Source organism: Streptomyces sp. NPDC097107, from assembly GCF_044762405.1.
In the GTDB taxonomy this organism is placed as follows: Bacteria; Actinomycetota; Actinomycetes; order Streptomycetales; family Streptomycetaceae; genus Streptomyces; species Streptomyces thinghirensis.
In genome coordinates this window covers 167,141-188,918 of record NZ_JBIWEF010000002.1, presented here as the reverse complement: position 1 = coordinate 188,918, position 21,778 = coordinate 167,141, and the positions used below count along the sequence as shown (strand labels likewise).

General features: G+C 69.5%; 18 protein-coding genes and 1 riboswitch. Of the genes, 10 read left to right on the top strand and 8 right to left on the bottom strand.

Annotation, left to right across the window (positions count from 1 at the left end; translation table 11 throughout):
* Positions 1-169: 169 nt before the first annotated feature.
* Genes ACIQ1J_RS04545 through ACIQ1J_RS04535 form a run of 3 tightly spaced genes read right to left on the bottom strand, consistent with a single transcriptional unit; the run spans position 170 to position 2,222 of the window.
* Positions 170-1,348, bottom strand: a complete 1,179-nt coding sequence (locus tag ACIQ1J_RS04545; protein ID WP_403554057.1) for a cystathionine gamma-lyase — start codon at positions 1,346-1,348, stop codon at positions 170-172.
* A complete protein-coding gene (locus tag ACIQ1J_RS04540; protein WP_403554055.1) occupies positions 1,345-1,839 on the bottom strand; it encodes a low molecular weight protein-tyrosine-phosphatase in 495 nt (164 codons plus the stop codon). Before ACIQ1J_RS04540 ends, ACIQ1J_RS04545 begins: the two co-directional genes overlap by 4 nt.
* 5 nt (positions 1,840-1,844) lie before the next feature.
* Entirely contained in the window at positions 1,845-2,222 is a 378-nt protein-coding gene (locus tag ACIQ1J_RS04535) for a phage holin family protein (protein ID WP_403554053.1), read from the bottom strand.
* A gap of 59 nt (positions 2,223-2,281) precedes the next feature.
* On the opposite strand from ACIQ1J_RS04535, the gene ACIQ1J_RS04530 reads away from it, so the two are divergent.
* From ACIQ1J_RS04530 to ACIQ1J_RS04515, 4 genes are all read left to right on the top strand, one after another.
* On the top strand, positions 2,282-2,599 hold the full coding sequence (locus ACIQ1J_RS04530; protein WP_055422103.1) for a cupin domain-containing protein: 318 nt from the start codon (positions 2,282-2,284) through the stop codon (positions 2,597-2,599).
* A 175-nt stretch (positions 2,600-2,774) separates the two neighbouring features.
* Positions 2,775-2,987, top strand: a complete 213-nt coding sequence (locus tag ACIQ1J_RS04525) for a DUF5326 family protein (RefSeq protein WP_007388908.1) — start codon at positions 2,775-2,777, stop codon at positions 2,985-2,987.
* 317 nt (positions 2,988-3,304) lie between these two features.
* The gene (locus ACIQ1J_RS04520) at positions 3,305-4,030 is read left to right on the top strand and encodes an IclR family transcriptional regulator (protein WP_210960126.1); all 726 of its coding nucleotides are present in this window, start codon (positions 3,305-3,307) and stop codon (positions 4,028-4,030) included.
* Between the two features lie 99 nt (positions 4,031-4,129).
* Positions 4,130-4,567 carry an SsgA family sporulation/cell division regulator gene (locus ACIQ1J_RS04515; protein ID WP_121747963.1) on the top strand — a complete coding sequence of 146 codons (438 nt, stop codon included), beginning with the start codon at positions 4,130-4,132 and terminating at the stop codon, positions 4,565-4,567.
* Positions 4,568-4,627: 60 nt separating this feature from the next.
* Here ACIQ1J_RS04515 and ACIQ1J_RS04510 read toward each other — a convergent pair whose 3' ends face one another.
* The gene (locus ACIQ1J_RS04510; RefSeq protein ID WP_403554050.1) at positions 4,628-6,172 is read right to left on the bottom strand and encodes a YibE/F family protein; all 1,545 of its coding nucleotides are present in this window, start codon (positions 6,170-6,172) and stop codon (positions 4,628-4,630) included.
* A gap of 71 nt (positions 6,173-6,243) precedes the next feature.
* Positions 6,244-6,433: riboswitch (TPP riboswitch) on the top strand.
* On the opposite strand from ACIQ1J_RS04510, the gene thiC reads away from it, so the two are divergent.
* Both thiC and ACIQ1J_RS04500 read left to right on the top strand, forming a co-directional pair.
* Positions 6,426-8,219, top strand: coding sequence for a phosphomethylpyrimidine synthase ThiC (gene thiC, locus ACIQ1J_RS04505; protein WP_403554048.1), 1,794 nt, complete (start codon positions 6,426-6,428; stop codon positions 8,217-8,219). It overlaps the preceding riboswitch by 8 nt.
* A 150-nt stretch (positions 8,220-8,369) precedes the next feature.
* Entirely contained in the window at positions 8,370-9,833 is a 1,464-nt protein-coding gene (locus ACIQ1J_RS04500) for a VWA domain-containing protein (protein WP_403554046.1), read from the top strand.
* Positions 9,834-9,859: 26 nt separating this feature from the next.
* Here ACIQ1J_RS04500 and ACIQ1J_RS04495 read toward each other — a convergent pair whose 3' ends face one another.
* The 3 genes from ACIQ1J_RS04495 to ACIQ1J_RS04485 all read right to left on the bottom strand — a co-directional run bounded on the left by ACIQ1J_RS04495 (position 9,860) and on the right by ACIQ1J_RS04485 (position 13,457).
* Positions 9,860-10,729 (bottom strand): hypothetical protein, encoded by an 870-nt coding sequence (locus ACIQ1J_RS04495; RefSeq protein WP_403554044.1) that lies wholly within the window; start codon positions 10,727-10,729, stop codon positions 9,860-9,862.
* A 182-nt stretch (positions 10,730-10,911) separates the two neighbouring features.
* Positions 10,912-12,018 carry a metallophosphoesterase gene (gene sppA, locus ACIQ1J_RS04490; protein ID WP_247696206.1) on the bottom strand — a complete coding sequence of 369 codons (1,107 nt, stop codon included), beginning with the start codon at positions 12,016-12,018 and terminating at the stop codon, positions 10,912-10,914.
* Between the two features lie 326 nt (positions 12,019-12,344).
* On the bottom strand, positions 12,345-13,457 hold the full coding sequence (locus ACIQ1J_RS04485; RefSeq protein ID WP_210960131.1) for a LacI family DNA-binding transcriptional regulator: 1,113 nt from the start codon (positions 13,455-13,457) through the stop codon (positions 12,345-12,347).
* 403 nt (positions 13,458-13,860) lie between these two features.
* Between ACIQ1J_RS04485 and hisC the strand changes: the two genes are divergently transcribed.
* The gene (gene hisC / locus ACIQ1J_RS04480) at positions 13,861-14,940 is read left to right on the top strand and encodes a histidinol-phosphate transaminase (protein ID WP_403554041.1); all 1,080 of its coding nucleotides are present in this window, start codon (positions 13,861-13,863) and stop codon (positions 14,938-14,940) included.
* 75 nt (positions 14,941-15,015) lie between these two features.
* Here hisC and ACIQ1J_RS04475 read toward each other — a convergent pair whose 3' ends face one another.
* A complete protein-coding gene (locus ACIQ1J_RS04475) occupies positions 15,016-15,390 on the bottom strand; it encodes a cyclophilin-like fold protein (protein WP_403554039.1) in 375 nt (124 codons plus the stop codon).
* Between the two features lie 210 nt (positions 15,391-15,600).
* Here ACIQ1J_RS04475 and ACIQ1J_RS04470 point away from each other — a divergent pair, with 210 nt between their 5' ends.
* The 3 genes from ACIQ1J_RS04470 to cydD all read left to right on the top strand — a co-directional run bounded on the left by ACIQ1J_RS04470 (position 15,601) and on the right by cydD (position 21,704).
* Positions 15,601-17,106: a cytochrome ubiquinol oxidase subunit I gene (locus ACIQ1J_RS04470; RefSeq protein ID WP_403554037.1), complete on the top strand. Its 1,506-nt coding sequence runs from the start codon at positions 15,601-15,603 to the stop codon at positions 17,104-17,106.
* 20 nt (positions 17,107-17,126) lie between these two features.
* A complete protein-coding gene (cydB, locus tag ACIQ1J_RS04465; protein ID WP_403554035.1) occupies positions 17,127-18,131 on the top strand; it encodes a cytochrome d ubiquinol oxidase subunit II in 1,005 nt (334 codons plus the stop codon).
* A 72-nt stretch (positions 18,132-18,203) separates the two neighbouring features.
* On the top strand, positions 18,204-21,704 hold the full coding sequence (cydD, locus tag ACIQ1J_RS04460) for a thiol reductant ABC exporter subunit CydD (protein ID WP_403554795.1): 3,501 nt from the start codon (positions 18,204-18,206) through the stop codon (positions 21,702-21,704).
* Positions 21,705-21,778: the final 74 nt, after the last annotated feature.

Sequence of the window (21,778 nt, the reverse complement as noted above, 5' to 3'; positions counted from 1 at the left end):
TCGACAGGTCACTGTCGCTGCTGTGATGAGACACTGACACTGAGTCAACTAGCCTTGATCGCGCGGTTCTTCGCCCGCAGAACCGGAGGGCGGTCCGAGCCACGAGGGGGGAGGCTCGGACCGTCCGTCATACCTGGCCGGAAGCAGCACGGTGGCTGCGCGGCGGCGCTCAGTCCGCCGACTCCTCCAGCGCACGCAGCAGGTCGGCCACCAGGTCCGCGGGATCCTCCGCGCCGACCGAGAGGCGCACGAAGCCCTCGGGCACCGCGTCGCCGCCCCAGCGCCCACGCCGCTCGGCCGTGGACCGCACCCCACCGAAGCTCGTCGCTCCCTCCACGAGTCGCAGCGCGTCGAGAAAGCGATCGGCACGTGCGCGCGTGGGCAGGGTGAAGGAGACGACGCACCCGTAGCGCAGCATCTGCTGCGAGGCGATCTTGTGAGACGGGTCGTCGGGCAGCCCCGGGTACCGCAGCCCGGTGACCTCGGGCCGCGCACGGAGGGCTTCGGCCACCTTCAGCGCGGTGGCGTTCTGCCGTTCCACACGCAGTTGGAGGGTGGCGATCGAACGATGTGCGAGCCAGGCCTCCATGGGCCCGGGAATCGCGCCGACGATCTTGCGCCAGCGCCGTACGGCGGTCATCGCCCCGGCATCGCGGCCTGCCACGTAGCCGAGCAGGACGTCGCCGTGACCGGTGAGCTGCTTGGTGCCGCTGGCCACCGAGAAGTCGGCGCCAAGCTCCAGTGGACGCTGTCCCAGCGGCGTGGCGAGCGTGTTGTCCACGGCGACCAGGACGCCGCGAGCGTGGGCCGCCTCGGCGAGTCGCCGGACGTCGCACACGTCGAGCCCGGGGTTGGACGGCGTCTCGATCCACAGCAGCTTCGCCCCGTCCAGGACGTCGAGCTGGGCGTCCCCGCCGGTCGGCGCGGTGCGCACCTCGATGCCGTACGCCTCCAGCTGGTCGCGGACCAGCGGCAGCGCCTGGTAGCCGTCGTCGGGCAGGACGGCTACGTCACCGGCGCGCAGCTGGGAGAAGAGCACCGAGGAGATCGCGGCCATGCCGGAGGCGAACACCAGCGTCTCGACGTCGTCCTGTCCGGGCGCCTCCAGCTCACCGATGGCGCGCTCGAGGTGGGTCCAGGTCGGGTTCTCGTCGCGGCCGTACGTGTACGGGCCGGTCGGCTCACCTGGCAGATGGAAGTGGGCGGCGAACACGGGGCCGGGCAGCGTCGGCTCGTGCTTGACCGGCTCGGGCAGCCCGGCCCGCACCGCGCGCGTGCCGTCACCGACGCCGTGAGGGGAGCCCTCCGCGCCCGTGCCGGCCCCGTTGTTCGTAGCGGAATCATTCATGCCGCCTGTCCTTCCACGTGCTCGCGTACCGCGGCGAGCAGTCCAAAGCTCGCCGCCTCCACCATCTCAAGGCATTTCTCGAAGCCGTCCACGCCCCCGTAGTAGGGGTCCGGTACGTTGAGGTCGGCGCGGTCGGCGGTGGGGTCGTAGGACCGCAGCAGCCGTACCTTGGCCGCGTCCCGCTCCGTGGGCGCGAGGCGGCGCAGTGCCCGCAGGTGACCGGCGTCAAGGGCGACGACGAGGTCGAGACGGGAGAACCAGGACGGCTGGAACTGGCGGGCCGTGTGGTCGGGGCCGTAGCCGTTCTCCTCCAGGACGGCCATGGTGCGCGGGTCGGCGCCCTCGCCTTCGTGCCAGCCGCCGGTGCCGGCGCTGTCGGCCTCGATCAGGCCGTTCAGCCCGGCGTCCGCCACGCGCGCGTGGAAGACAGCCTCGGCCATCGGGGAGCGGCAGATGTTGCCCGTGCACACGAAGCAGATGCGGTAGGTCATCGGGATCAGTCCTTGTCGGGCAAAAACGCGTTGAGGGCCCAGGAGACGACCGAGATGATCAGGCCACCCAGGACGGCGGTCCAGAACCCGTCGACGTGGAAGCTCAGGTCGAGCGTGTCGGCCAGCCATGACGTGAGCAACAGCATCAGCGCGTTGACCACCAGCGTGAACAAACCGAGGGTCAGGATGAACAGGGGGAAGGTCAGCACCTGCACGATCGGCTTGACCAGCATGTTCACGACGCCGAACACCAGGGCGACCACGATCAGCGTGACGGCCTTCTCGCCGGTGCTGCCCCCGGTCAGGGTGATCTTGTCGAGCAGCCACACGGCGACTGCGAGGGCGCCCGCGTTGGCGATCGTCTTGACTAGGAAATTCTTCATGTGTCTGATCGTGGCAGACGCGGTCGGAAACGAATGGTGAGGCAGGGGCGGACGAGGCGATGAAGGCATTTCGGCTGGACGAACTGGAGGCGGAACGCGCCGCCAATGACGGTGCCTACCTGCAGTTCCTGCGCGAGCGGAACATGTCGGTCGGTCTGTACGCCCTCGACGCGGGTACGGCCGACCCGCAGAAGCCGCACGCGCAGGACGAGGTGTACTTCGTGGTGAGCGGGCGGGCCGCGATCACCGTGGGTATGGAGACAACCGAGGTCGCCCGCGGCAGCGTGGTGTACGTGCCGGCCGGGGTCGCCCACAAGTTCCATCACATCAGCGAGGATCTGCGGGTTCTGGTGGTGTTCTCTCCACCCGAGAGCTGAGTCGCGACCCCGGGATTCCCTAGGGGACCGGTCAGGGGGAGACAAGGGGTGCGAGGGCCCCGCCGGGGCCCTCGCGGCCCTAGCATCGGGTGCAGGACATCGGATGACCCCAGAGGGGCTCCGGGCCGTCGAAGGACCCGGCACTCGAACGGGCGGAAAGGTAAGGACGAGGGCGATGCGAGAGATCTTCACGGGACTGCCGTGGTGGGTGAAGTGGATCGCGGTGCCGGTCATCGCCCTGGTCGTGTTCGGCGGGCTGATCGCCAGCGTGGTCGGCTTCGTGATCGGACTGCTGTTCAAGCTGCTGGTCTTCGTCGCGCTCGTCGGCGGACTGATCTACGTCGTACGGAAGTTCATGTCGAGTTCATCGTCGCGCAGCGACTGGTGAGAGCCGTGGGACACCGGTGGCGGTAACAGGAATCACCGGTTCCCTCGCGCGAGGGAAGTTTCCCGGACGGGCCGTCGGCGAGCGGTGACCGGCGAATAGAGTCCGGAACTCCACGCGGGGGCGACCCCGCGAGTGGCGTACACCCCCACCCGTGTCCCCGCACGGGCTGCCCCCTCGCGTTCCGGGAGTGACTCTTGGCCACGGCTGACACCGGGTTCGTCCCACTGCACGCACTGCCCGTGCAGCCCCATTCGACGTCTCGGACACCTCCCGCGGCTCCCCCCGCGGGTCCTCCGTCCGCGACCCTCATCAGCTCCGTGCAGCGGGCGATGCGCCTTCTGGAATGCGTCGCCGAGCACGCGTACGGAGCCCCCGCCAAACAACTGGCCCGTGAGACGCGACTCGCGCTCCCCACGGCGTACCACCTGCTGCGCACTCTGGTGCACGAGGGATATCTGCGCCGCGAGAAGGGCCTGTTCTTCCTCGGCGAGGCAGCCGAGCGGCTCGGCAGCAGCGGAGCCGAGCAGAAACGTCGCAGCACGGTGGTCGACGCGCTGGCCCGCTGGCGCGATGCGATCGGTGTCCCCGTGTACTACGCCATGTACCGCGACGGCGAGATCGAGATCATGTGCGTCTCCGACACCCCGGGCAATCCGGCGGTCGAGGAGTGGGCGGACTTCCGCGAGACCGGACACGCGCACGCGATCGGACAGTGCCTGCTGTCCCAACTGGACGAGGACGCCCGCCGCGACCACCTGGACCGCTACCCGGTGCAGCCCGTCACGCCGTACACGGTGCGCGATGGCAATGCCCTGCTGAAGCGCCTGGAACGCATGCGGCGGATGACGCCGGTGACCGAGCGCCAGGAGTACGCCCTGGGGACGGTCTGCGCGGCGATCCCGATCACCGTGGGCACCACGGCCGCGACGATGGCCATTTCCCTGCCCCTCCACCAGGCCGACCGGTTGCTGCCCGCGGCGGAGCGGTTGCAGGACGAGGTGGGCCGACTTCTGGGGTCGCTCGCGATCTCTATCAGTATCTGAAAACTCACTCCTTGTGATCTGGTGTGTACGTTAAGCAAGATGCCACCAGTGTTAGAGGTTTGATTCCCGGCCAGTCGACGGCGAATGACGGGGTAGGCAATGGGCGAGTCCGTACAGGCAGAGGTCATGATGAGCTTTCTCGTGTCCGAGGAGCTCTCTTTCCGCATTCCGGTGGAGCTGCGCTACGAGACCTGTGATCCCTATGCCGTACGACTGACCTTCCATCTGCCCGGGGATGCGCCGGTCACCTGGGCTTTCGGCCGGGAGTTGCTGGTCGACGGGGTGGGTCGGCCGTGCGGTGACGGTGACGTGCGCATCGCCCCCGTCGATCCCGAGCCGCTGGCGGAGGTGCTGATCCGGCTTCAGGTCGGCAGCGACCAGGCGCTGTTCCGTTCGTCGGCGGCGCCGTTGGTGGCGTTCCTCGACCGGACCGACAAGCTGGTGCCGCTGGGGCAGGAGGGCGCGCTCGCCGACTTCGACGCCCACCTCGACGATGCCCTGGACCGCATCCTGGCGGAAGAGCAGAGCGCGGGCTGAACCGTTACGGCAGCTCTACGGCCGTGGTGCAACGCTTCGCCGTGACCGGCTGCCGATGGGTCAGCGCTTACGCCGACGGCCCCGCCCGCGTACGGGAGCCGCACCGGCGCCCGGTGTCGCACCGGCGGCCTGCGCCGCCAGTGAGCCGGCCGGTCGGTCGGCCGATACGACGAGGGCCGCGAGGGCCGTGGTGACCGGAACGGATGCCACCAGACCGATCGACCCGACCAGCGTGCGCACGATCTCCTCTGCCACCAACTCGCTGTTGGCGACCGTCCCCACCCCGCTCTGCGCGATCGAGAACAGCAGCAGCAGGGGCAGCGCGGCGCCCGCGTAGGCGAGGACGAGCGTGTTGACGACCGAGGCGATGTGGTCGCGGCCGATCCGGATACCCGCCCGGTACAGCCCCCGCCAGCCCATCGTGGGGTTGGCCTCGTGCAGTTCCCAGACCGCCGACGTCTGGGTGACCGTCACGTCGTCGAGCACACCGAGCGAACCGATGATGACTCCGGCGAGCAGCAGGCCGCTCATGTCGATCGTCGGATACAGGCCGTGGATGAGGCCGGTGTTGTCGTCCGTGTTGCCGGTGAGCGCGGCCCAGTCGATGAACAGCGATCCGAGCACGCCGATCAGCAACAGCGAGATCAGGGTGCCCAGCACCGCAACGGACGTACGGGCCGACAGGCCGTGGCACAGGTAGAGCGCGATCAGCATGATGGCGCTGGCCCCGACCACAGCCACGGCCAGCGGGTTCGACCCCTGCAGGATCGCGGGCAGGATGAAGAAGTTCAGCAGCAGGAAGCTGATGGCCAGCGAGACCAGGGCCATGAGGCCCCGCAGCCTTCCGACGACCACGACGGCGAGCGCGAAGATGCAGGCGAGCAGGGCCAGCGGCAGCCCGCGGTTGATGTCGGTCACCGAGTACTGCAGGTCCTTCGGTGCGGAGGGCTCGTAGGCGACCACCACCTTCTGGCCCTCGTGCAACTGCCGGGACTGGTCCGGCTGCACGATCTCGGTGAACGTAAGGCCCTTGTCCTTGCCGCTGTCGACGCGGATCGTCGCCCGCTTGCAGTCGCCCTGCGCCTGCTGCACCGCGGAGGAGCCCTCGGCGGTGGAGGTGTCGCCGGTCGGGGGGACGCCCGATGCGTTGACGGACTGGCAGCTCAGCTCGACCACCTTGGTGACGGTGGCGTCCTGCGTCTGCCGGTCGAAGCCGACCCCGGTGCGTTCGTGCGGCGGCGCACCGCCCGGCCACAGCAACGCGAGCCCGACCAGTACCGCCGCGGCGAACGGGATGAGGACCGCGGCGATGACCTTCCGCAGGTGCCGGGAGACGGGCGCCGCCGGTCCGTGACTGTGGGAGTGCCCGTGCCCACCCGGACCGCCGTGGCCGCCGGAACCGCCGTGGCCACCCGGACCGCCGTGGCCGCCGGAATCGCCGTGGCCGTCCCCCGCGCCGTGGCCGCCGCCCGTGTCGTCTCTGCCGCCGCCAGAGCCCGGAGCGCCGGAAGGGGCGGGGCCGGCTCCGCGGCCGTCGCCTTCCTCGGGGCCCGGTCCGCGGCGGGGCTCGTGCGGCGGAAACGGTGGATGCTGCGGTGTGGTCACCGACCGATCATCGCAAGAACGAGGGGGGCCCTCTGTTCACCGCGCCCGAATTGACGCTAGCGTGGGGGCACCTTTGTACACGCGGGAGCTCGGAGCACCGGGCTGAGAGGGCGCTGACCTCCGTTCCATCGATGTTTCACGGGAAACGTCACCGAATCCGAGTGATGTATCCCACGAAGCGTCGACAGACGGAAGCCGCTGCGTCGACCGCCGAACCTGTTACCGGGTAATGCCGGCGTAGGGAGTAGGTCTCATGACCATCAAGGACGCACGCACGCCTGCCTCCACGCAGAACTCCGCCCAGGAGGAGACCACGGAGGCCGGGAAGTCCATCGGCTGGCACAAGGCGTACGTCGAGGGTTCGCGCCCCGACCTGCGCGTGCCGGTTCGCCAGGTGCACCTCACCAACGGGCAGTCGGTCACGCTGTACGACACTTCAGGCCCGTACACCGATCCGCTCGTCGACACCGATGTCCGCAGGGGGCTCTTGCCGCTGCGGGAGAACTGGATCATCGCCCGGGGGGACACCGAGGAGTACGCGGGCCGTCCCGTTCGTCCCGAGGACGACGGAATCAAACACACCTCTCCGCGCGGCGGCCTGCGCAACCTCGACGCCGTCTTCCCCGGGCGGCCGCGCCAGCCGCGCCGGGGGAGGGACGGCAACGCGGTCACGCAGCTCGCGTACGCACGCCGGGGCGAGATCACGCCGGAGATGGAATACGTGGCAGTCCGGGAGAACGTCTCGCCGGAAGTGGTCCGGGAGGAGATCGCGGCGGGCCGTGCCGTGCTGCCTGCCAACGTCAACCACCCGGAGATCGAGCCGATGATCATCGGCAAGCGGTTCCTGGTGAAGGTCAACGCCAACATCGGCAACTCGGCGGTGACGTCCTCCATCGAGGAGGAGGTCGACAAGATGACCTGGGCGACCCGGTGGGGTGCCGACACGGTCATGGACCTGTCCACCGGCCGCAACATCCACACCACCCGCGAGTGGGTGCTGCGCAACTCCCCCGTCCCCATCGGCACCGTGCCGCTCTACCAGGCCCTGGAGAAGGTCGACGGCCGCGCCGAGGAGCTGACCTGGGAGATCTACAAGGACACCGTCATTGAGCAGGCCGAGCAGGGCGTGGACTACATGACGGTCCACGCGGGTGTGCGCCTGGCGTACGTACCGCTGACCGCGAACCGTAAGACGGGCATCGTCTCGCGCGGTGGCTCGATCATGGCGGCGTGGTGCCTGGCGCACCACAGGGAGTCGTTCCTCTACGAGAACTTCGAGGAGCTCTGCGAAATCCTCGCCGCCTACGACGTCACGTACTCCCTCGGCGACGGCCTGCGGCCGGGCTCGATCGCGGACGCCAACGACGAGGCGCAGTTCGCGGAGTTGCGCACGCTCGGGGAACTCAACTCGATCGCCAAGCGTTTCAACGTACAGACCATGATCGAGGGCCCGGGCCATGTCCCGATGCACAAGATCAAGGAGAACATCGACCTTCAGCAGGAGATCTGCGATGAAGCTCCGTTCTATACGCTCGGCCCGCTGACGACGGACGTCGCGCCGGCGTACGACCACATCACCTCCGGTATCGGTGCCGCGATGATCGCTTGGTGGGGCACGGCCATGCTTTGCTACGTCACGCCCAAGGAGCACTTGGGCCTGCCCAACCGTGACGACGTCAAGACCGGCGTCATCACCTACAAGATCGCCGCCCATGCCGCCGACCTCGCCAAGGGTCACCCAGGTGCGCAGGAGTGGGACGACGCGCTGTCGGACGCCCGTTTCGAGTTCCGGTGGGAGGACCAGTTCAACCTGGCCCTCGACCCGGACACCGCACGGGAGTTCCACGACGAGACACTGCCGGCCGAGCCCGCCAAGACGGCCCACTTCTGCTCGATGTGCGGTCCGAAGTTCTGTTCGATGAAGATCTCGCAGGACATCCGACGTGAGCACGGAGGCAGCAAGGCCGAGATCGAGGAGGGCATGGCCCAGAAGTCGAAGGAGTTCGCGGCACAGGGAAACAGGGTCTACCTGCCGTTGGCCGACTGAGTCCCTGCCCCGGTCTCACGCTGAGCGATCCTGCACACCAAGGGCGGGGGCGCTTGGCGTGGGCCCGGGACGGCGGGGCGAGTGATCTCCCGGACGGGACGCCGGGCCTGCCCTCTCCCCACCGGGGGTGCGTCTCGGCAGACTGGGTACATGACAGCCATCTCCCTGAGCAAGGGTGCCAATCTCGCCGTCGACTCCCCCGCGGTGCGCGTCGAACTCGTCTGGGCCGCCGGGCCGGGTGTGCCCGAGGTCGACGCCTCCGCGCTGCTGCTCACCTCGGCCGGACGCGTGCGGGACGACGGCGACTTCGTCTTCTACAACCAGCCCCGCCATGCGTCCGACGCGGTGAGGTACCTGGGCAAGCAGGGCGGCTCCGGTGCCGGCGCGGGTGTCACGACCGACGCCGTCGAGGTGGACCTGCGCTCGGTGGAACCGGCCGTCGACCGCATCGTCCTGTGTGCCTCGGCGGACAGCGGGACGTTCGGCCAGGTCCCGGGCCTGTCACTGCGGCTGCTGGACACCGGGACCCGCACCGAACTGGCCCGGTTCGACATGGCGGCCGGGACGGAGACCGCCCTGGTCGGCGGCGAGTTGTACCGGCGCCAGGGGAAGTGGAAGTTCCGCGCGGTCGGGCAGGGTTACGCCTCCGGACTCGCGGGGGTGGCCACGGACTTCGGCATCACCGTGGACGACGCTCCCCCGGCGGCCGCGCCCGCCGCCCCGGCGACAGCGGCGAGCCGGCCGACCCCGCCGACACCGCAGGCGCCCATGCCACCGGTCCCGGCCCCGTCGGCAGCACAGGCGCCGCCCGCAGCGCCGACCGCGCCACCGGCGCCCACCGGTGCGGGACCCCGCCTCACCAAGGGGGAGGAACACCTTCCCGTCGACATGCGCAAGCGATTGTCCCTGCGCAAGGAACAGGTCGCGGTCAGCCTGAGCAAGCACGGGGCGGCCGGGGTCACCGCGCGCGTCATCCTGGTCCTGGACGCCTCCGGGTCCATGTCCTTCCTCTACTCCAAGGGCGTGGTCACGGACGTCGTGGAGCGGATGGCCGCCGTCGCCGCGCAACTGGACGACGACGGTGAGATGCAGGCGTGGACCTTCGCCTCGACTCCGGCCCGGCTGCCCGACCTCCGCATCGGAGAGCTCCCCGAATGGCTGCGGCTGCACGTACGCGTGGGGGAGATCAGCCTCTTCCGCCGCGGCAGGAAGAAGGGCCTGCACCCCGAGCAGGTCGACATGCGGGCGGTCGGCATCCAGAACGAGGAACAGAAGGTGATCGCCGAAGTCCGGTCCTACGTCCGGGACAACCCGGCGTCGGCTCCGACCCTGGTGCTGTTCTTCTCCGACGGAGGCGTCTACCGCGATGCCGAGATCGAGCGGGAGTTGCGGGAGGCGGTGGAGGAACCCGTCTTCTGGCAGTTCGTGGGGCTCGGGCGGTCCAACTACGGGGTGCTCGAGCGCTTCGACACCCTGCCGGGCCGCCGCGTCGACAACGTCGGCTTCTTCGCCGTGGACGACATCCGCACCGTCCCGGACCCGGAGCTGTACGACCGACTGCTGTCCGAGTTCCCGTCCTGGATCGCTGCCGCCGGCCGGGCGGGCATCCTCTGAATCCGCTGCCCGCCCGGGACCGGTGGCTACTCGGGCCGGTGTTCCGGGCCGCCGAAGTCCGGGCTGCTGTAGTCCGGACTCGAGTAACGCGGACGCGGGCCCGCCTCGGGACCGCCGTCCGGGCTGGTGAACCCGGGACGGCCGTAACCGAGGTGCGGCATACGGCTGGTCGGCGCCGCCGGTGCCGTACGGTGCAGTGCCGTGGCGCCCGGCTCTGCGAGTGCCTCCCCGAGGAAGGGCAGGATGCCGCGCTCGAGCAGGGCTTCGTGCCAGGCGTCCCTGGCCCGGACCACTTCCTCGTCGAGTTCGCCGTAGAAGCCGGACTCGGCGGAGGGACGGTTGCGCAGCGCGGTGAGCAGTAGCCCCACCGCGGCGACGAGGATCGCCACCGCGGTGAACGCGCCGAACACCCATCCGGTGGTGAGCATGGTCTGCGCGAAGCTCTGCCCCGGATCGAGCATCTTCAGGATGTAGCCGACGAGCAGGAAGATCGCCGCGGCGGTACCGGCCAGGACTGGTGCCAGGACGGCGACTACGGCGACGGCACCCGCGCCGGTCGCCTCGGCGACCTCGCCCACGGTGGCGGCGAGTCCCGCCGCGCCCGTGCCCGGCTCGTCGGAGCCGGATTCGCGCGTGGAAGGCACCTGGGCGGGCGGCGCCGGGTGGCGCAGTTCCTCGCGGACCTTCACGTAGTGCTGGTACTCGGTCGTGGCCGCCGCGGTGATGAGGGCGGTGGCGTTGAGTGCCATGGTGCGCAGTTGTTCGGAGTTGAGCCGCTGTCCGACAGCGGCCAGTTCCGGGCGGTGTGGTGCGGAGCGCAGCGCCTCTTCGAGGACCCGCTCGTACTCTTGGCGGTCCTCGTTCGACAGGTGCTGCGGAACGCTGTTCATGTGCATCCCCCGATGCTCCGTAGGGCTTGGGGCTCGCATGCCAACGAGCCGTCGGGCAGAAACGGAGGGGAGCCTGCTACGGATAAGCCGATGGTAGAGCGGTGACGGTGGGTGGTGACAGGGGGTTTCCAGAAATTGGGTGCCGGGCTGTACGGACGCCGCCGCGCGTAAACCTGTCCGGTGAACGGTCAGACGTCCAGCGGAAGTTGCTGGACCAGCAGCTTTCCGGCCATGGTCACGCCGCCGTCCATCGCGATGGCCAGCCCGTCCGCGTAGACGTGAGGTCCCTCGACCGTGGTACGCGTGTCGTCCTCGCCGTCCTCGGAGCCGACCTCGCCCAGCAGGTAGGGGATGGGGCTGTGGCCGTGCACGATCCGGGTGCCGCCGTACGTGTCCAGCAGTGAGCGCACGGCGTCGGCGCCGCCCTCGTCGCGGAAGGAGAAACGCTTGGTGAATTTGCGGAACAGGTCCCACACCTCTTCCGCGTCGTTGCGCGTGAGCGTCTCGCGGACGGTGTCGTTGACCTCCTCGATGGAGCCGCCGTAGTCGAGGTAGGTGGTGGTGTCGGAGTGGACCAGGAGGTGGCCGTCGACCGCTTCGAGGGCGTCGAGGCGGGCCATCCACTGGAGGTGGTGGTCCTGCAGTCGGTCCATGTCGGTCTTCTGGCCGCCGTTCAGCAGCCAGGCCGCCTGGAAGGTGGCGGTGCCCGCACCGGAGTTGACGGGCGTGTCGCCGAACCGCTTGGCGCCGAGCAACAGCAGTTCGTGGTTGCCCATCAGCGCCTTGCAGTAGCCGCCGGCCGCGGCTGCCTCGGCGGACAGCCGCATCACCAGGTCGATGACGCCGATGCCGTCCGGGCCCCGGTCCGTGAAGTCGCCGAGGAACCACAGGCGGGAGGTGCCCGCGCACCACTGCCCGGCGGCGTCGATGAGGCCCTTCTCCTGGAGGGCGGCCAGCAGCTCGTCGAGATAGCCGTGCACGTCGCCGACGACGAACAGTGGCCCCTGGCCCGTGGCGGGCTGCTGCACCACGAGCGGTTCGGGGTCGACGGCCACCTGGACCGTGTCACCCCGACGGATGACGGGCAGATCCCGCTGCGTGGGCGTGTACCCCTCCGGAAGGTTCTCCTCGTACTCCTCCTCGGAGGGCGGCGCTGCCTCGCCCGCGTGCGTGCCGGTGGCGGCGTACGGAGCGGTCTCGTGGACGTACGCGGGCACCCGGAAGTCGCGTACCGTCGCCGTCCGCTCCACCTCGGGTCCCTGACCGGCCCCCTGAGTCATCGACCCCTCCACCATCGCGCCGCATCTGCACCGCTTCGGACTGCCTGGTCGCAGCGGCCCACGGTGTGTGGGCCCATCATAGGAATGCGGATCGCGCTGTGTGATGACCCAGGGGTGGTGAATCAGAACAGGACTCCGGTTCACTGCGGCTTTCGCCCCGATTGGACCGGGCTTCGACCGTCCGCAACGGCGGTGTGATCACGCCCCGGACGTACCGGATGCCGTTTCCGCCGGCCTTGCCGCCACTCCCGTACGTGGGTGGCGCCGCACCCGCTGGGCTGCCGGCCCTCCCGAGCGGACGCGTCGGCCGGGCCACGCCTCCCGCTCCCGAGACGGTGGCCCTACTTGCCCTCGGGTGACCGCGGCGGGCTGACCGTCGTCCGTGGCGGGCGCCGCTGCGAAGACGTACGCACGATCAGTTCGGTCGGTATCACCTGCTCGACCGGCTGATCCGAGTCGAGCCCCTCGATGGCGTCGATGAGGACCTGGATCACCGCCGTGCCGATGCGGCGGGGCTTCAGGGACAGGGTGGTGATGGGCGGTTCGGTGCTGGCGTACCCGGTGGACTCGCTGCAGCAGACCAGCAGCAGGTCCTCCGGGACGCGCAGCCCGTAGCGGCGGGCGGCGGCGAGCAGGTCGGTGCCGTTCGGGTCGAACAGGCCGTAGACGGCGTCGGGCCGGTCGGGTCGGGCGAGCAGCCGGTCGGCGGCGACGGCGCCGGCGCACGGGTCGTGTGCCGGATAGGCCTCGTAGACCGGGTCCTGGCCGACGCGCTCGCACCAGCGCAGGTAGGCGGTGGTCGACAGATGGGTATACGTGTCGGTCGTGGTGCCGGTGAGCAGGCCGATCCTGCGGGCACCGGCGTCGGCCAGGTGGTCGAGGATGCCGAGTACGGCGGCCTCGTGGTCGTTGTCGACCCAGGCGGTCACGGGGAGCGAGCCGGCCGGGCGGCCGTCGGAGACGACCGGTAAACCCTGGCGTACCAGTTCGCTGACGACCGGGTCGTGGTCCGAGGGGTCGATGACGACCGTGCCGTCGAGCGCGACGTTCGACCACACGTCGTGACGGGAGGTCGCCGGGAGGATGACGAGGGCGTATCCGCGGGCCAGCGCGGCGGACGTGGCGGCCCGCGCCATCTCGGCGAAGTACGCGAACTCGGTGAAGGTGAAAGGTTCATCCCCGTACGTCGTCACGGTCAGGCCGATGAGTCCGGACTTGCCGGTGCGGAGCGTGCGGGCGGCGGCCGAGGGCCGGTAGCCCAGTCGGTCGGCGACCTCGCGCACATGGCGCCGGGTGGCATCCGGGAGTCGGCCCTTGCCGTTGAGGGCATCGGAGACGGTAGTGATGGATACTCCGGCGGCGGCGGCCACGTCCCTGATGCCCGCCCGGCCCGGCCGGCTGCCTCGACGTGAGGTTTCCGCGCGGCTCACCTGGTGCTTTCCTGCTGCTGTCATGGCGAGCCGATAGTAGGGCTCATGGGGTGGGGTAGGGCGGACGCATATGCATGCGTTGACAGTCACGTTTCTGCATGATCATTGATTCGCAACCGCCTTCGAAAGTAAGGCAGTTGATGGGATGAACTCCATTACCTGGCGTATCGACCGGTGAGGGCCTGCCAAGTGGCAGATGTTGCGAAGAGGTCTCAACTCACCTGCACGAGGGATGCGCGCCACGGCGCGAGCCACCGGCGCGTAGATATATGTGCGGCGCGCCCCCCCCGAATCGCGCGCCTTCGTGCGCTGATGCCCCTGATGCCAGTGTGACGGACGAGGTCTGGCCTCACCTATACGCAGCGGCGCTGAATCCTCATAAGGTGAGAAGTATTCGATGCCGGTGGTGGTCACGAGGAGGACTGCGGTGAGCGAGACGAGCCCCAAGCTGCGCGCCGAGCTGGAGGGAATTCCCACCTACAAGCCGGGCAGGCCGGCCGCGGCCGACGGTCCGGTGGCCTACAAGCTGTCCTCCAACGAGAACCCCTATCCGCCGCTGCCGGGCGTGATGGAGACGGTGACGGCCACGGCCTCGTCGTTCAACCGGTACCCGGACATGGCCTGTACGGCCCTGATGAGCGAGCTGTCGGACCGGTTCGGTGTGCCCCTCTCCCACCTGGCCACCGGCACCGGCTCGGTTGGTGTGGCCCAGCAGCTCATCCAGGCCACCTCGGGCCCGGGCGACGAGGTCATCTACGCCTGGCGCTCCTTCGAGGCGTACCCGATCATCACGCAGATCAGCGGCGCGACGTCCGTGAAGGTGCCGCTGACACCGGGCGACGTGCACGACTTGGACGCGATGGCGGCCGCGATCACGGACCGGACCCGGCTGATCTTCGTCTGCAACCCCAACAACCCGACGGGCACGGTGGTGCGACGGGCCGAGCTGGAGCGGTTCCTCGATCAGGTGCCGAGCGACGTGCTGGTGGTCCTCGACGAGGCCTACCGCGAGTTCATCCGGGACCCCGAGGTGCCGGACGGCGTCGAGATCTACCGTAAGCGGCCCAACGTCTGCGTCCTGCGTACCTTCTCCAAGGCGTATGGCCTCGCCGGCCTGCGGGTCGGGTTCGCGATCGCCCACGAGCCGGTGGCGGCGGCGCTGCGCAAGACGGCGGTGCCCTTCGGGGTCAGTCAGATCGCGCAGGAGGCGGCGATCGCCTCGCTGCGCGCCGAGGACGAGTTGATCGGCCGGGTCGGTTCGCTGGTGTGCGAGCGCACGCGCGTGGTCGACGCGCTGCGCGCACAGGGGTGGACGGTGCCCGAGACCCAGGCCAACTTCGTGTGGCTGCGGCTGGGGGAGCGCACGGTCGCCTTCGCCGACGCCTGTGAGCAGGCAGGCGTTGTCATTCGACCGTTCCCGGGCGAGGGTGTGCGGGTGACGGTCGGCGAGAGCGAGGCGAACGACATTTTCCTCAAGGTGTCGGAGGAGTTCCGCAACGAGCTGTAGGCCGCTGTAGGAGCTTCGCAAGACTGCTGTATAAGTTGGCGACCGCTGTAGGGATTGAAGACGGCTGTAGTGGTTCTACGCGTCGACGCGTTCGACGCGTATCGGGTCGCCGTCGCGCACCGTCGCGAGCAGGCGCGGATCGCCGTCGAGGCGACCCAGGACATTGCAGGGACTCGCGAGGCGGCATTCGTCGTCTCGCGAGATCGGCGTAGGCCCGTACGGCAGCGCCAGAGCGTCGCCGTCGGTCCAGAAGGCGACCGTGCCTGGTTCCACGACTTCCCGGGCGTCCGTTTCACGTGAAACGGACATACCCGTGTCGAAGTACACCTCCTCGCCCCATGTGTGGGCGGAGGCAGTGAACGGCAGGGCCTTGAGCAGCGCCTGCGTGGTCGGGGTGTCGTCGAGCGTTGCGGTGAGGTGACCCGCAGGCCATGAGATCCGAATCTTCATGCGGCGAATTCAACAAGTTGTTGAAGCTCTTGCCAAGGGGTTGACGTCACAGGGGACCCCCCTTCCGGTGTCGAAAAGCTGTACGTCATAATTGCTTGTGAATGTGAACGCGTTCACAAGCGTGTCCCGGTTGCGCCCGAGATAGGTGCAACATACACGCTCAAAGCACCGCCGGCCATGGTGATGTGGCGATGTAAGGAGACTGACGACGTGGACATGGCTCTGGCGCCAGAGACGCTGGCGCGATGGCAGTTCGGCATCACGACCGTCTACCACTTCCTGTTCGTCCCGCTGACGATCTCGCTGGCCGCCCTCACGGCCGGACTGCAGACCGCCTGGGTCCGTACCGAGAAGGAGAAGTACCTCAGAGCGACCAAGTTCTGGGGCAAGCTCTTTCTGATCAACATCGCCATGGGTGTCGTCACCGGCATCGTGCAGGAGTTCCAGTTCGGCATGAACTGGTCCGACTACTCCCGCTTCGTGGGTGATGTCTTCGGTGCCCCGCTCGCCTTCGAGGCGCTGATCGCCTTCTTCTTCGAGTCCACCTTCATCGGCCTATGGATCTTCGGCTGGGACAAGCTGCCCAAGAAGATCCACCTGGCCTGCATCTGGATGGTCTCGATCGGCACCCTGCTGTCGGCGTACTTCATCCTCGCGGCCAACTCCTGGATGCAGCACCCCGTCGGCTACCGCATCAACGAGGAGAAGGGCCGCGCCGAGCTGACCGACTTCTGGGCCGTCCTGACCCAGAACACCACCCTCAACCAGGTCTTCCACAGCTTCTCGGCGGCCTTCCTGACGGGTGGCGCCTTCATGGTCGGCATCGCCGCCTTCCACCTGATGCGCAAGAAGCACATCCCGGTGATGCGGACGTCGCTCCGGCTCGGCCTGGTCACCATGGCGGTCGGCGGCATGCTCACCGCGGTCAGCGGCGACACCCTCGGCAAGGTCATGTACGAGCAGCAGCCGATGAAGATGGCCGCCGCCGAAGCCCTGTGGGACGGCGAGGAGCCGGCGCCGTTCTCCGTCTTCGCCTACGGAGACGTCGACAAGGGACACAACAAGGTCGCCCTGGAGATTCCCGGACTGCTGTCCTTCCTCGCTCACAGCGACTTCGACTCGTACGTACCCGGCATCAACGACACCAACAAGGCGCTGCAGGAGAAGTTCGGCCCAGGTGACTACAAGCCCATCGTCCCCGTCGCCTACTGGGGCTTCCGGTGGATGATCGGTTTCGGGATGGCGTCCTTCTCCCTCGGCCTGCTGGGCCTGTGGCTGACGCGGAAGAGGTTCCTGCTTCCGGCTGCTCTGCGAACCGGTGAGGACGAGGTGCCGCACCTGGTACTTCTGCGCACGCCGCTCGGCGCCAGACTCACCCGCCTGTACTGGCTCCTGGCCCTCTGGACGATGGCCTTCCCGCTGATCGCCAACTCCTGGGGCTGGATCTTCACCGAGATGGGCCGGCAGCCCTGGGTCGTCTACGGCGTGATGCAGACCCGCGACGCAGTCTCCCCCGGTGTCTCCCAGGCGGAGGTCATCATCTCGATGGTCGTCTTCACCACGCTCTACGCCATCCTCGCCGTCATCGAGGTCAGGCTGCTCGCCAAGTACGTCAAGGCGGGCCCGCCCGAGCTCACCGAGGCCGACCTCAACCCGCCCACGAAGATCGGCGGCGACCTCCGTGACGCCGACAAGCCGATGGCCTTCTCGTACTAGGCCGAGGGAGCTGCACAGTCATGGAACTGCACGACGTCTGGTTCGTTCTGATCGCCGTCCTGTGGACGGGCTACTTCTTCCTGGAGGGCTTCGACTTCGGGGTCGGCGTGCTCACCAAATTGCTCGCCCGGAACCGGGCCGAGAAGCGGGTCCTGATCAACACCATCGGGCCCGTGTGGGACGGCAACGAGGTATGGCTGCTCACGGCCGGCGGTGCGACCTTCGCCGCCTTCCCCGAGTGGTACGCCACTCTCTTCTCCGGCTTCTACCTGCCTCTGCTCGTCATCCTGGTCTGCCTGATCGTCCGGGGTGTCGCCTTCGAGTACCGCGTGAAGCGGCCGGAGGAACGCTGGCAGCGCAACTGGGAGACCGCGATCTTCTGGACCTCGCTGCTCCCGGCGTTCCTGTGGGGCGTGGCCTTCGGCAACATCGTGCACGGCGTAAAGATCGACCGGGACCTGGAGTACGTCGGCTCCGTCTGGGACCTGCTCAATCCGTACGCCCTCCTCGGCGGCCTGGTCACGCTGACGCTGTTCACATTCCACGGGACGGTGTTCACGGCGCTCAAGACCGTCGGTGAGATCCGTGAAAGGTCACGGATCCTCGCGCTGCGCGTCGGCCTTGTCACGGCCGTCCTGGCTCTGGCCTTCCTGGCCTGGACGCAGGTCGACAGCGGGGACGGCAAGAGCCTGGCCGCCCTCGTGGTGGCCGTCGCCGCCCTGGTCGTCGCCCTGGTGGCCAACCAGGCCGGCCGCGAGGGGTGGTCGTTCGCACTGTCCGGCGTCACCATCGTGGCCGCCGTGGCGATGCTCTTCCTGACGCTCTTCCCGAATGTCATGCCGTCCACGCTCAACGCGGACTGGAGCCTCACTGTCACCAACGCTTCGTCCAGCCCTTACACCCTGAAGATCATGACTTGGCTGGCCGCGGTCGCCACGCCGGTCGTCCTGCTCTACCAGGGCTGGACGTACTGGGTGTTCCGCAAGCGGATCGGCACCCAGCACATCGCCGAACCCGCGCACTGAGTCCGGCAGGGTGTGTCTCACGCGGCTCGTGTCACGTGAAACACACCCTTTGGACGGGAGGGCATGTTTCACGTGAAACCCATCGATCCACGTCTTCTGCGGTACGCCCGCGCCACCCGGTTCTTTCTGACGGCGGTCGTCGTCCTGGGTGCCGTCGGGGCCGGGTTGCTCGTCGCACAGGCGATGCTCATCGCCGAGGTGGTGGTGGGCGCTTTCCAGCACGGCATGGCAACCAGCGAACTCCGTACTCCACTGCTGCTGTTGGTGGCTGTCTCCTGCGGCCGTGCGCTGGTCGGCTGGCTCACCGAGCTGGCCGCGCACCGGGCGAGCGCGGCAGTGAAGTCGGAGCTGCGGAGCCGGCTGCTGGAGCGGGCCACCACGCTCGGTCCCGGCTGGCTGAGCGGGCAGCGGACCGGGTCGCTGGTGGCGCTGGCCACCCGTGGAGTCGACGCCCTCGACGACTATTTCTCGCGCTATCTGCCTCAGTTGGGTCTCGCGGTGGTGGTACCCGTGGCGGTGCTCACCCGCATCGTCACCGAGGACTGGGTCTCGGCGGCCATCATCGTCGGCACCCTGCCCCTCATCCCGATCTTCATGGTGCTGATCGGCTGGGCCACGCAGTCCCGGATGGACCGGCAGTGGCGGCTCCTGTCCCGGCTCTCCGGACACTTCCTGGACGTGGTCGCCGGGCTGCCGACGCTGAAGGTCTTCGGGCGGGCCAAGGCGCAGGCCGAATCGATCAAACGCATCACCGGCGAATACCGGCAGGCGACCATGCGGACGCTGCGGATCGCCTTCCTGTCGTCCTTCGCGCTGGAACTGCTCGCCACGCTCTCCGTGGCTCTCGTCGCCGTCACCATCGGCATGCGGCTCGTCCACGGCGACATGGCCCTGTACGACGGCCTGGTGGTACTCGTGCTGGCGCCCGAGGCCTATCTGCCGCTGCGGCAGGTGGGGGCGCAGTACCACGCGGCGGCGGAGGGGCTTGCCGCCGCCGAGGAGATCTTCGAGGTGCTGGAGCGGCCCGTCCCGGCCTCGGGGGCCGGTCCTCTGCCGACGGACGGTGCGCTGTCCGCCGAGGGCGTGACCATCCGCTATCCCGGACGCGCCGCGGCCGCCGTGACGGACGTGAGCTTCACCGTCCAGCCCGGGGAGACGGTCGCGCTCGTCGGCCCGAGTGGGGCGGGCAAGTCGACGCTCCTCAACGCCCTCCTCGGATTCGTGCACCCGGCCGGTGGGCGAATCCGCATCGGGGGAGCCGATCTCACCTCCCTCGACCTGGCGCAGTGGCACGCCCGCGTCGCCTGGGTGCCTCAGCACCCGCACCTATATGCCGGCACCATCGCCGAGAACGTACGCCTGGCCCGGCCCGACGCCGACGACACCGCCGTGCAGCGGGCGCTGCGGGACGCGGGCGCGCTGGAGTTCGTGGACGCGCTGCCCGAGGGGACGGGGACCGTGCTCGGGGAGGACGGCGCCGGGCTGTCCGCCGGGCAGCGGCAACGGCTGGCGTTGGCCCGGGCGTTCCTCGCGGACCGGCCGGTACTGCTGCTCGACGAGCCGACGGCCACCCTGGACGGGGCGACCGAGGCCGAGGTCGTGGCGGCCGTGCGAAGGCTGGCGGAGGGGCGGACGGTACTGCTGGTGGTGCACCGCCCGGCGCTGCTGGAGGTGGCCGACCGGGTGGTGCGACTGGAGGAGCCGACGCCCGTCGCCGCGGTCGACGGTCCTTCCGTGACGCCCGCTGCCCGCCCCCTCGACGAGGTAGTCGGAGCCACTGCTCCGGCTCCCCCGGAGGACGCGGCTCCCTCGATGCCCGCCGGAGGAGGCGTCCTCGCCCGGGTGCGGGCGATGTCCGGTGCCCGGCGCGGACGGCTCGTCCTCGGGCTGCTGCTCAGCAGCCTGGCGCTCGGCAGCGCCGTCGGTCTGATGGCCACTTCCGGCTACCTCATCTCGCGGGCCTCCGAACAGCCGCCGGTGCTGTATCTGATGATGGCCGTGACGGCCACGCGCGCCTTCGGGATCGGGCGGGCCGTGTTCCGCTACGCCGAGCGGCTCGTGTCGCACGACGCCGTGCTGCGGATGCTGGCCGACACCCGGGTCGCCGTGTACCGGCGCCTCGAGCGGCTGGCACCCGCGGGGCTTCGCCGCAGCCGCCGGGGCGACCTGCTGTCCCGGCTCGTCGCCGACGTCGACGCCCTGCAGGACTACTGGCTGCGGTGGCTGCTGCCCGCCGCGTCCGCAGTCGTCGTCTCCGCCGCTTCGGTCGGCTTCACGGCCTGGCTGCTGCCGGAGGCCGGCGTCGTCCTCGCGGTCGGTCTGCTGGCGGCCGGAGTCGGGGTCCCGCTCGTCACCGGCGCGGTGGCACGGCGGGCCGAGCGCAGGCTCGCCCCCGCCCGAGGCGTGCTGGCCACCAGGGTGACCGATCTGCTCACCGGTACCGCCGAGCTGACCGTCGCCGGCGCTCTGCCCACCCGGGCCGCCGAGGCGCGCCGAGCCGACGGCACGCTCACCCGGATCGCCTCGCGTGCCGCCACCGCCACCGCGCTGGGCGACGGTCTCACCGCGCTGATCTCCGGCCTGACCGTAGCCGGGGCCGCCCTCGTCGGGATCCAGGCGGTCGCCGACGGCCGACTCGCCGGCGTGGCCATGGCCGTCGTCGTACTCACGCCGCTGGCCGCCTTCGAGGCCGTACTCGGGCTGCCGCTGGCCGTGCAGTACCGGCAGCGCGTGCACAGGAGCGGGGAGCGGGTGTACGAGGTGCTCGACGCCCCCGAGCCCGTACGGGAGCCGGAGACGCCCCGGCAGGCGCCCGCGTCGCCGTTCCCCGTCGTCCTCAAGGGGCTGGCCGCGCGCCACGCCGGGCAGGACCGGGATGCCCTGGCAGGGCTGGACCTGACTCTGGCGGAGGGCCGGCGTATCGCCGTGGTCGGTCCCTCCGGGTCCGGCAAGACGACGCTGGCCCAGGTACTGCTGCGGTTCCTCGACGCGGACGCGGGTTCCTACACGCTGGCCGGCGTGGACGCCTACGCCCTGGCCGGCGACGACGTACGGCGCCTGGTCGGGCTGTGCGCCCAGGACGCGCACCTCTTCGACAGCTCGGTGCGCGAGAACCTGCTCCTGGCCAGGAAGGGCGCCACCGAGGACGAGCTGCGCGACGCGCTGGGCCGGGCCCGGCTGCTGGAGTGGGCCGACGGCCTGCCCGACGGCCTGGACACGCTGGTCGGTGAGCACGGGGCACGGTTGTCCGGCGGGCAGCGGCAGCGGCTGGCACTCGCCCGGGCGCTGCTCGCCGACTTCCCCGTCCTGGTACTCGACGAGCCCGCGGAGCACCTCGACCTGCCGACCGCCGACGCGCTCACCGGCGATCTACTGGCCGCCACCGAGGGCCGTACCACCCTGCTGATCACGCACAGGCTGGCAGGTCTGGAGGCCGTGGACGAGGTGATCGTCCTGGGCGAGGGCCGGGTCGCGCAGCGGGGGCCGTACGCGGAACTGGCCGCGGTGCCGGGGCCGCTGCGGGCGATGGCGGAGCGGGAGGCCGCGGCGGAGCTGCTGGTGGGAGCCCACTGACCGGCAGATCCGGACCGAGGCACGACAAGATTCTCAGCGAACTCGACTTTCCCGCACAAAAGGGTCACATTAGG

Coding starts and splice junctions, on each gene's coding strand:
- cydB (WP_403554035.1), top strand. CDS start 17,127: ATGGAACTGCACGACGTCTGGTTCGTTCTGATCGCCGTCCTGTGGACG.
- ACIQ1J_RS04535 (WP_403554053.1), bottom strand. CDS start 2,222: ATGAAGAATTTCCTAGTCAAGACGATCGCCAACGCGGGCGCCCTCGCA.
- ACIQ1J_RS04525 (WP_007388908.1), top strand. CDS start 2,775: ATGCGAGAGATCTTCACGGGACTGCCGTGGTGGGTGAAGTGGATCGCG.
- ACIQ1J_RS04500 (WP_403554046.1), top strand. CDS start 8,370: ATGACAGCCATCTCCCTGAGCAAGGGTGCCAATCTCGCCGTCGACTCC.
- ACIQ1J_RS04540 (WP_403554055.1), bottom strand. CDS start 1,839: ATGACCTACCGCATCTGCTTCGTGTGCACGGGCAACATCTGCCGCTCC.
- ACIQ1J_RS04495 (WP_403554044.1), bottom strand. CDS start 10,729: ATGCACATGAACAGCGTTCCGCAGCACCTGTCGAACGAGGACCGCCAA.
- ACIQ1J_RS04515 (WP_121747963.1), top strand. CDS start 4,130: ATGGGCGAGTCCGTACAGGCAGAGGTCATGATGAGCTTTCTCGTGTCC.
- sppA (WP_247696206.1), bottom strand. CDS start 12,018: ATGGTGGAGGGGTCGATGACTCAGGGGGCCGGTCAGGGACCCGAGGTG.
- ACIQ1J_RS04530 (WP_055422103.1), top strand. CDS start 2,282: ATGAAGGCATTTCGGCTGGACGAACTGGAGGCGGAACGCGCCGCCAAT.
- thiC (WP_403554048.1), top strand. CDS start 6,426: ATGACCATCAAGGACGCACGCACGCCTGCCTCCACGCAGAACTCCGCC.
- ACIQ1J_RS04475 (WP_403554039.1), bottom strand. CDS start 15,390: ATGAAGATTCGGATCTCATGGCCTGCGGGTCACCTCACCGCAACGCTC.
- ACIQ1J_RS04545 (WP_403554057.1), bottom strand. CDS start 1,348: ATGAATGATTCCGCTACGAACAACGGGGCCGGCACGGGCGCGGAGGGC.
- ACIQ1J_RS04485 (WP_210960131.1), bottom strand. CDS start 13,457: ATGACAGCAGCAGGAAAGCACCAGGTGAGCCGCGCGGAAACCTCACGT.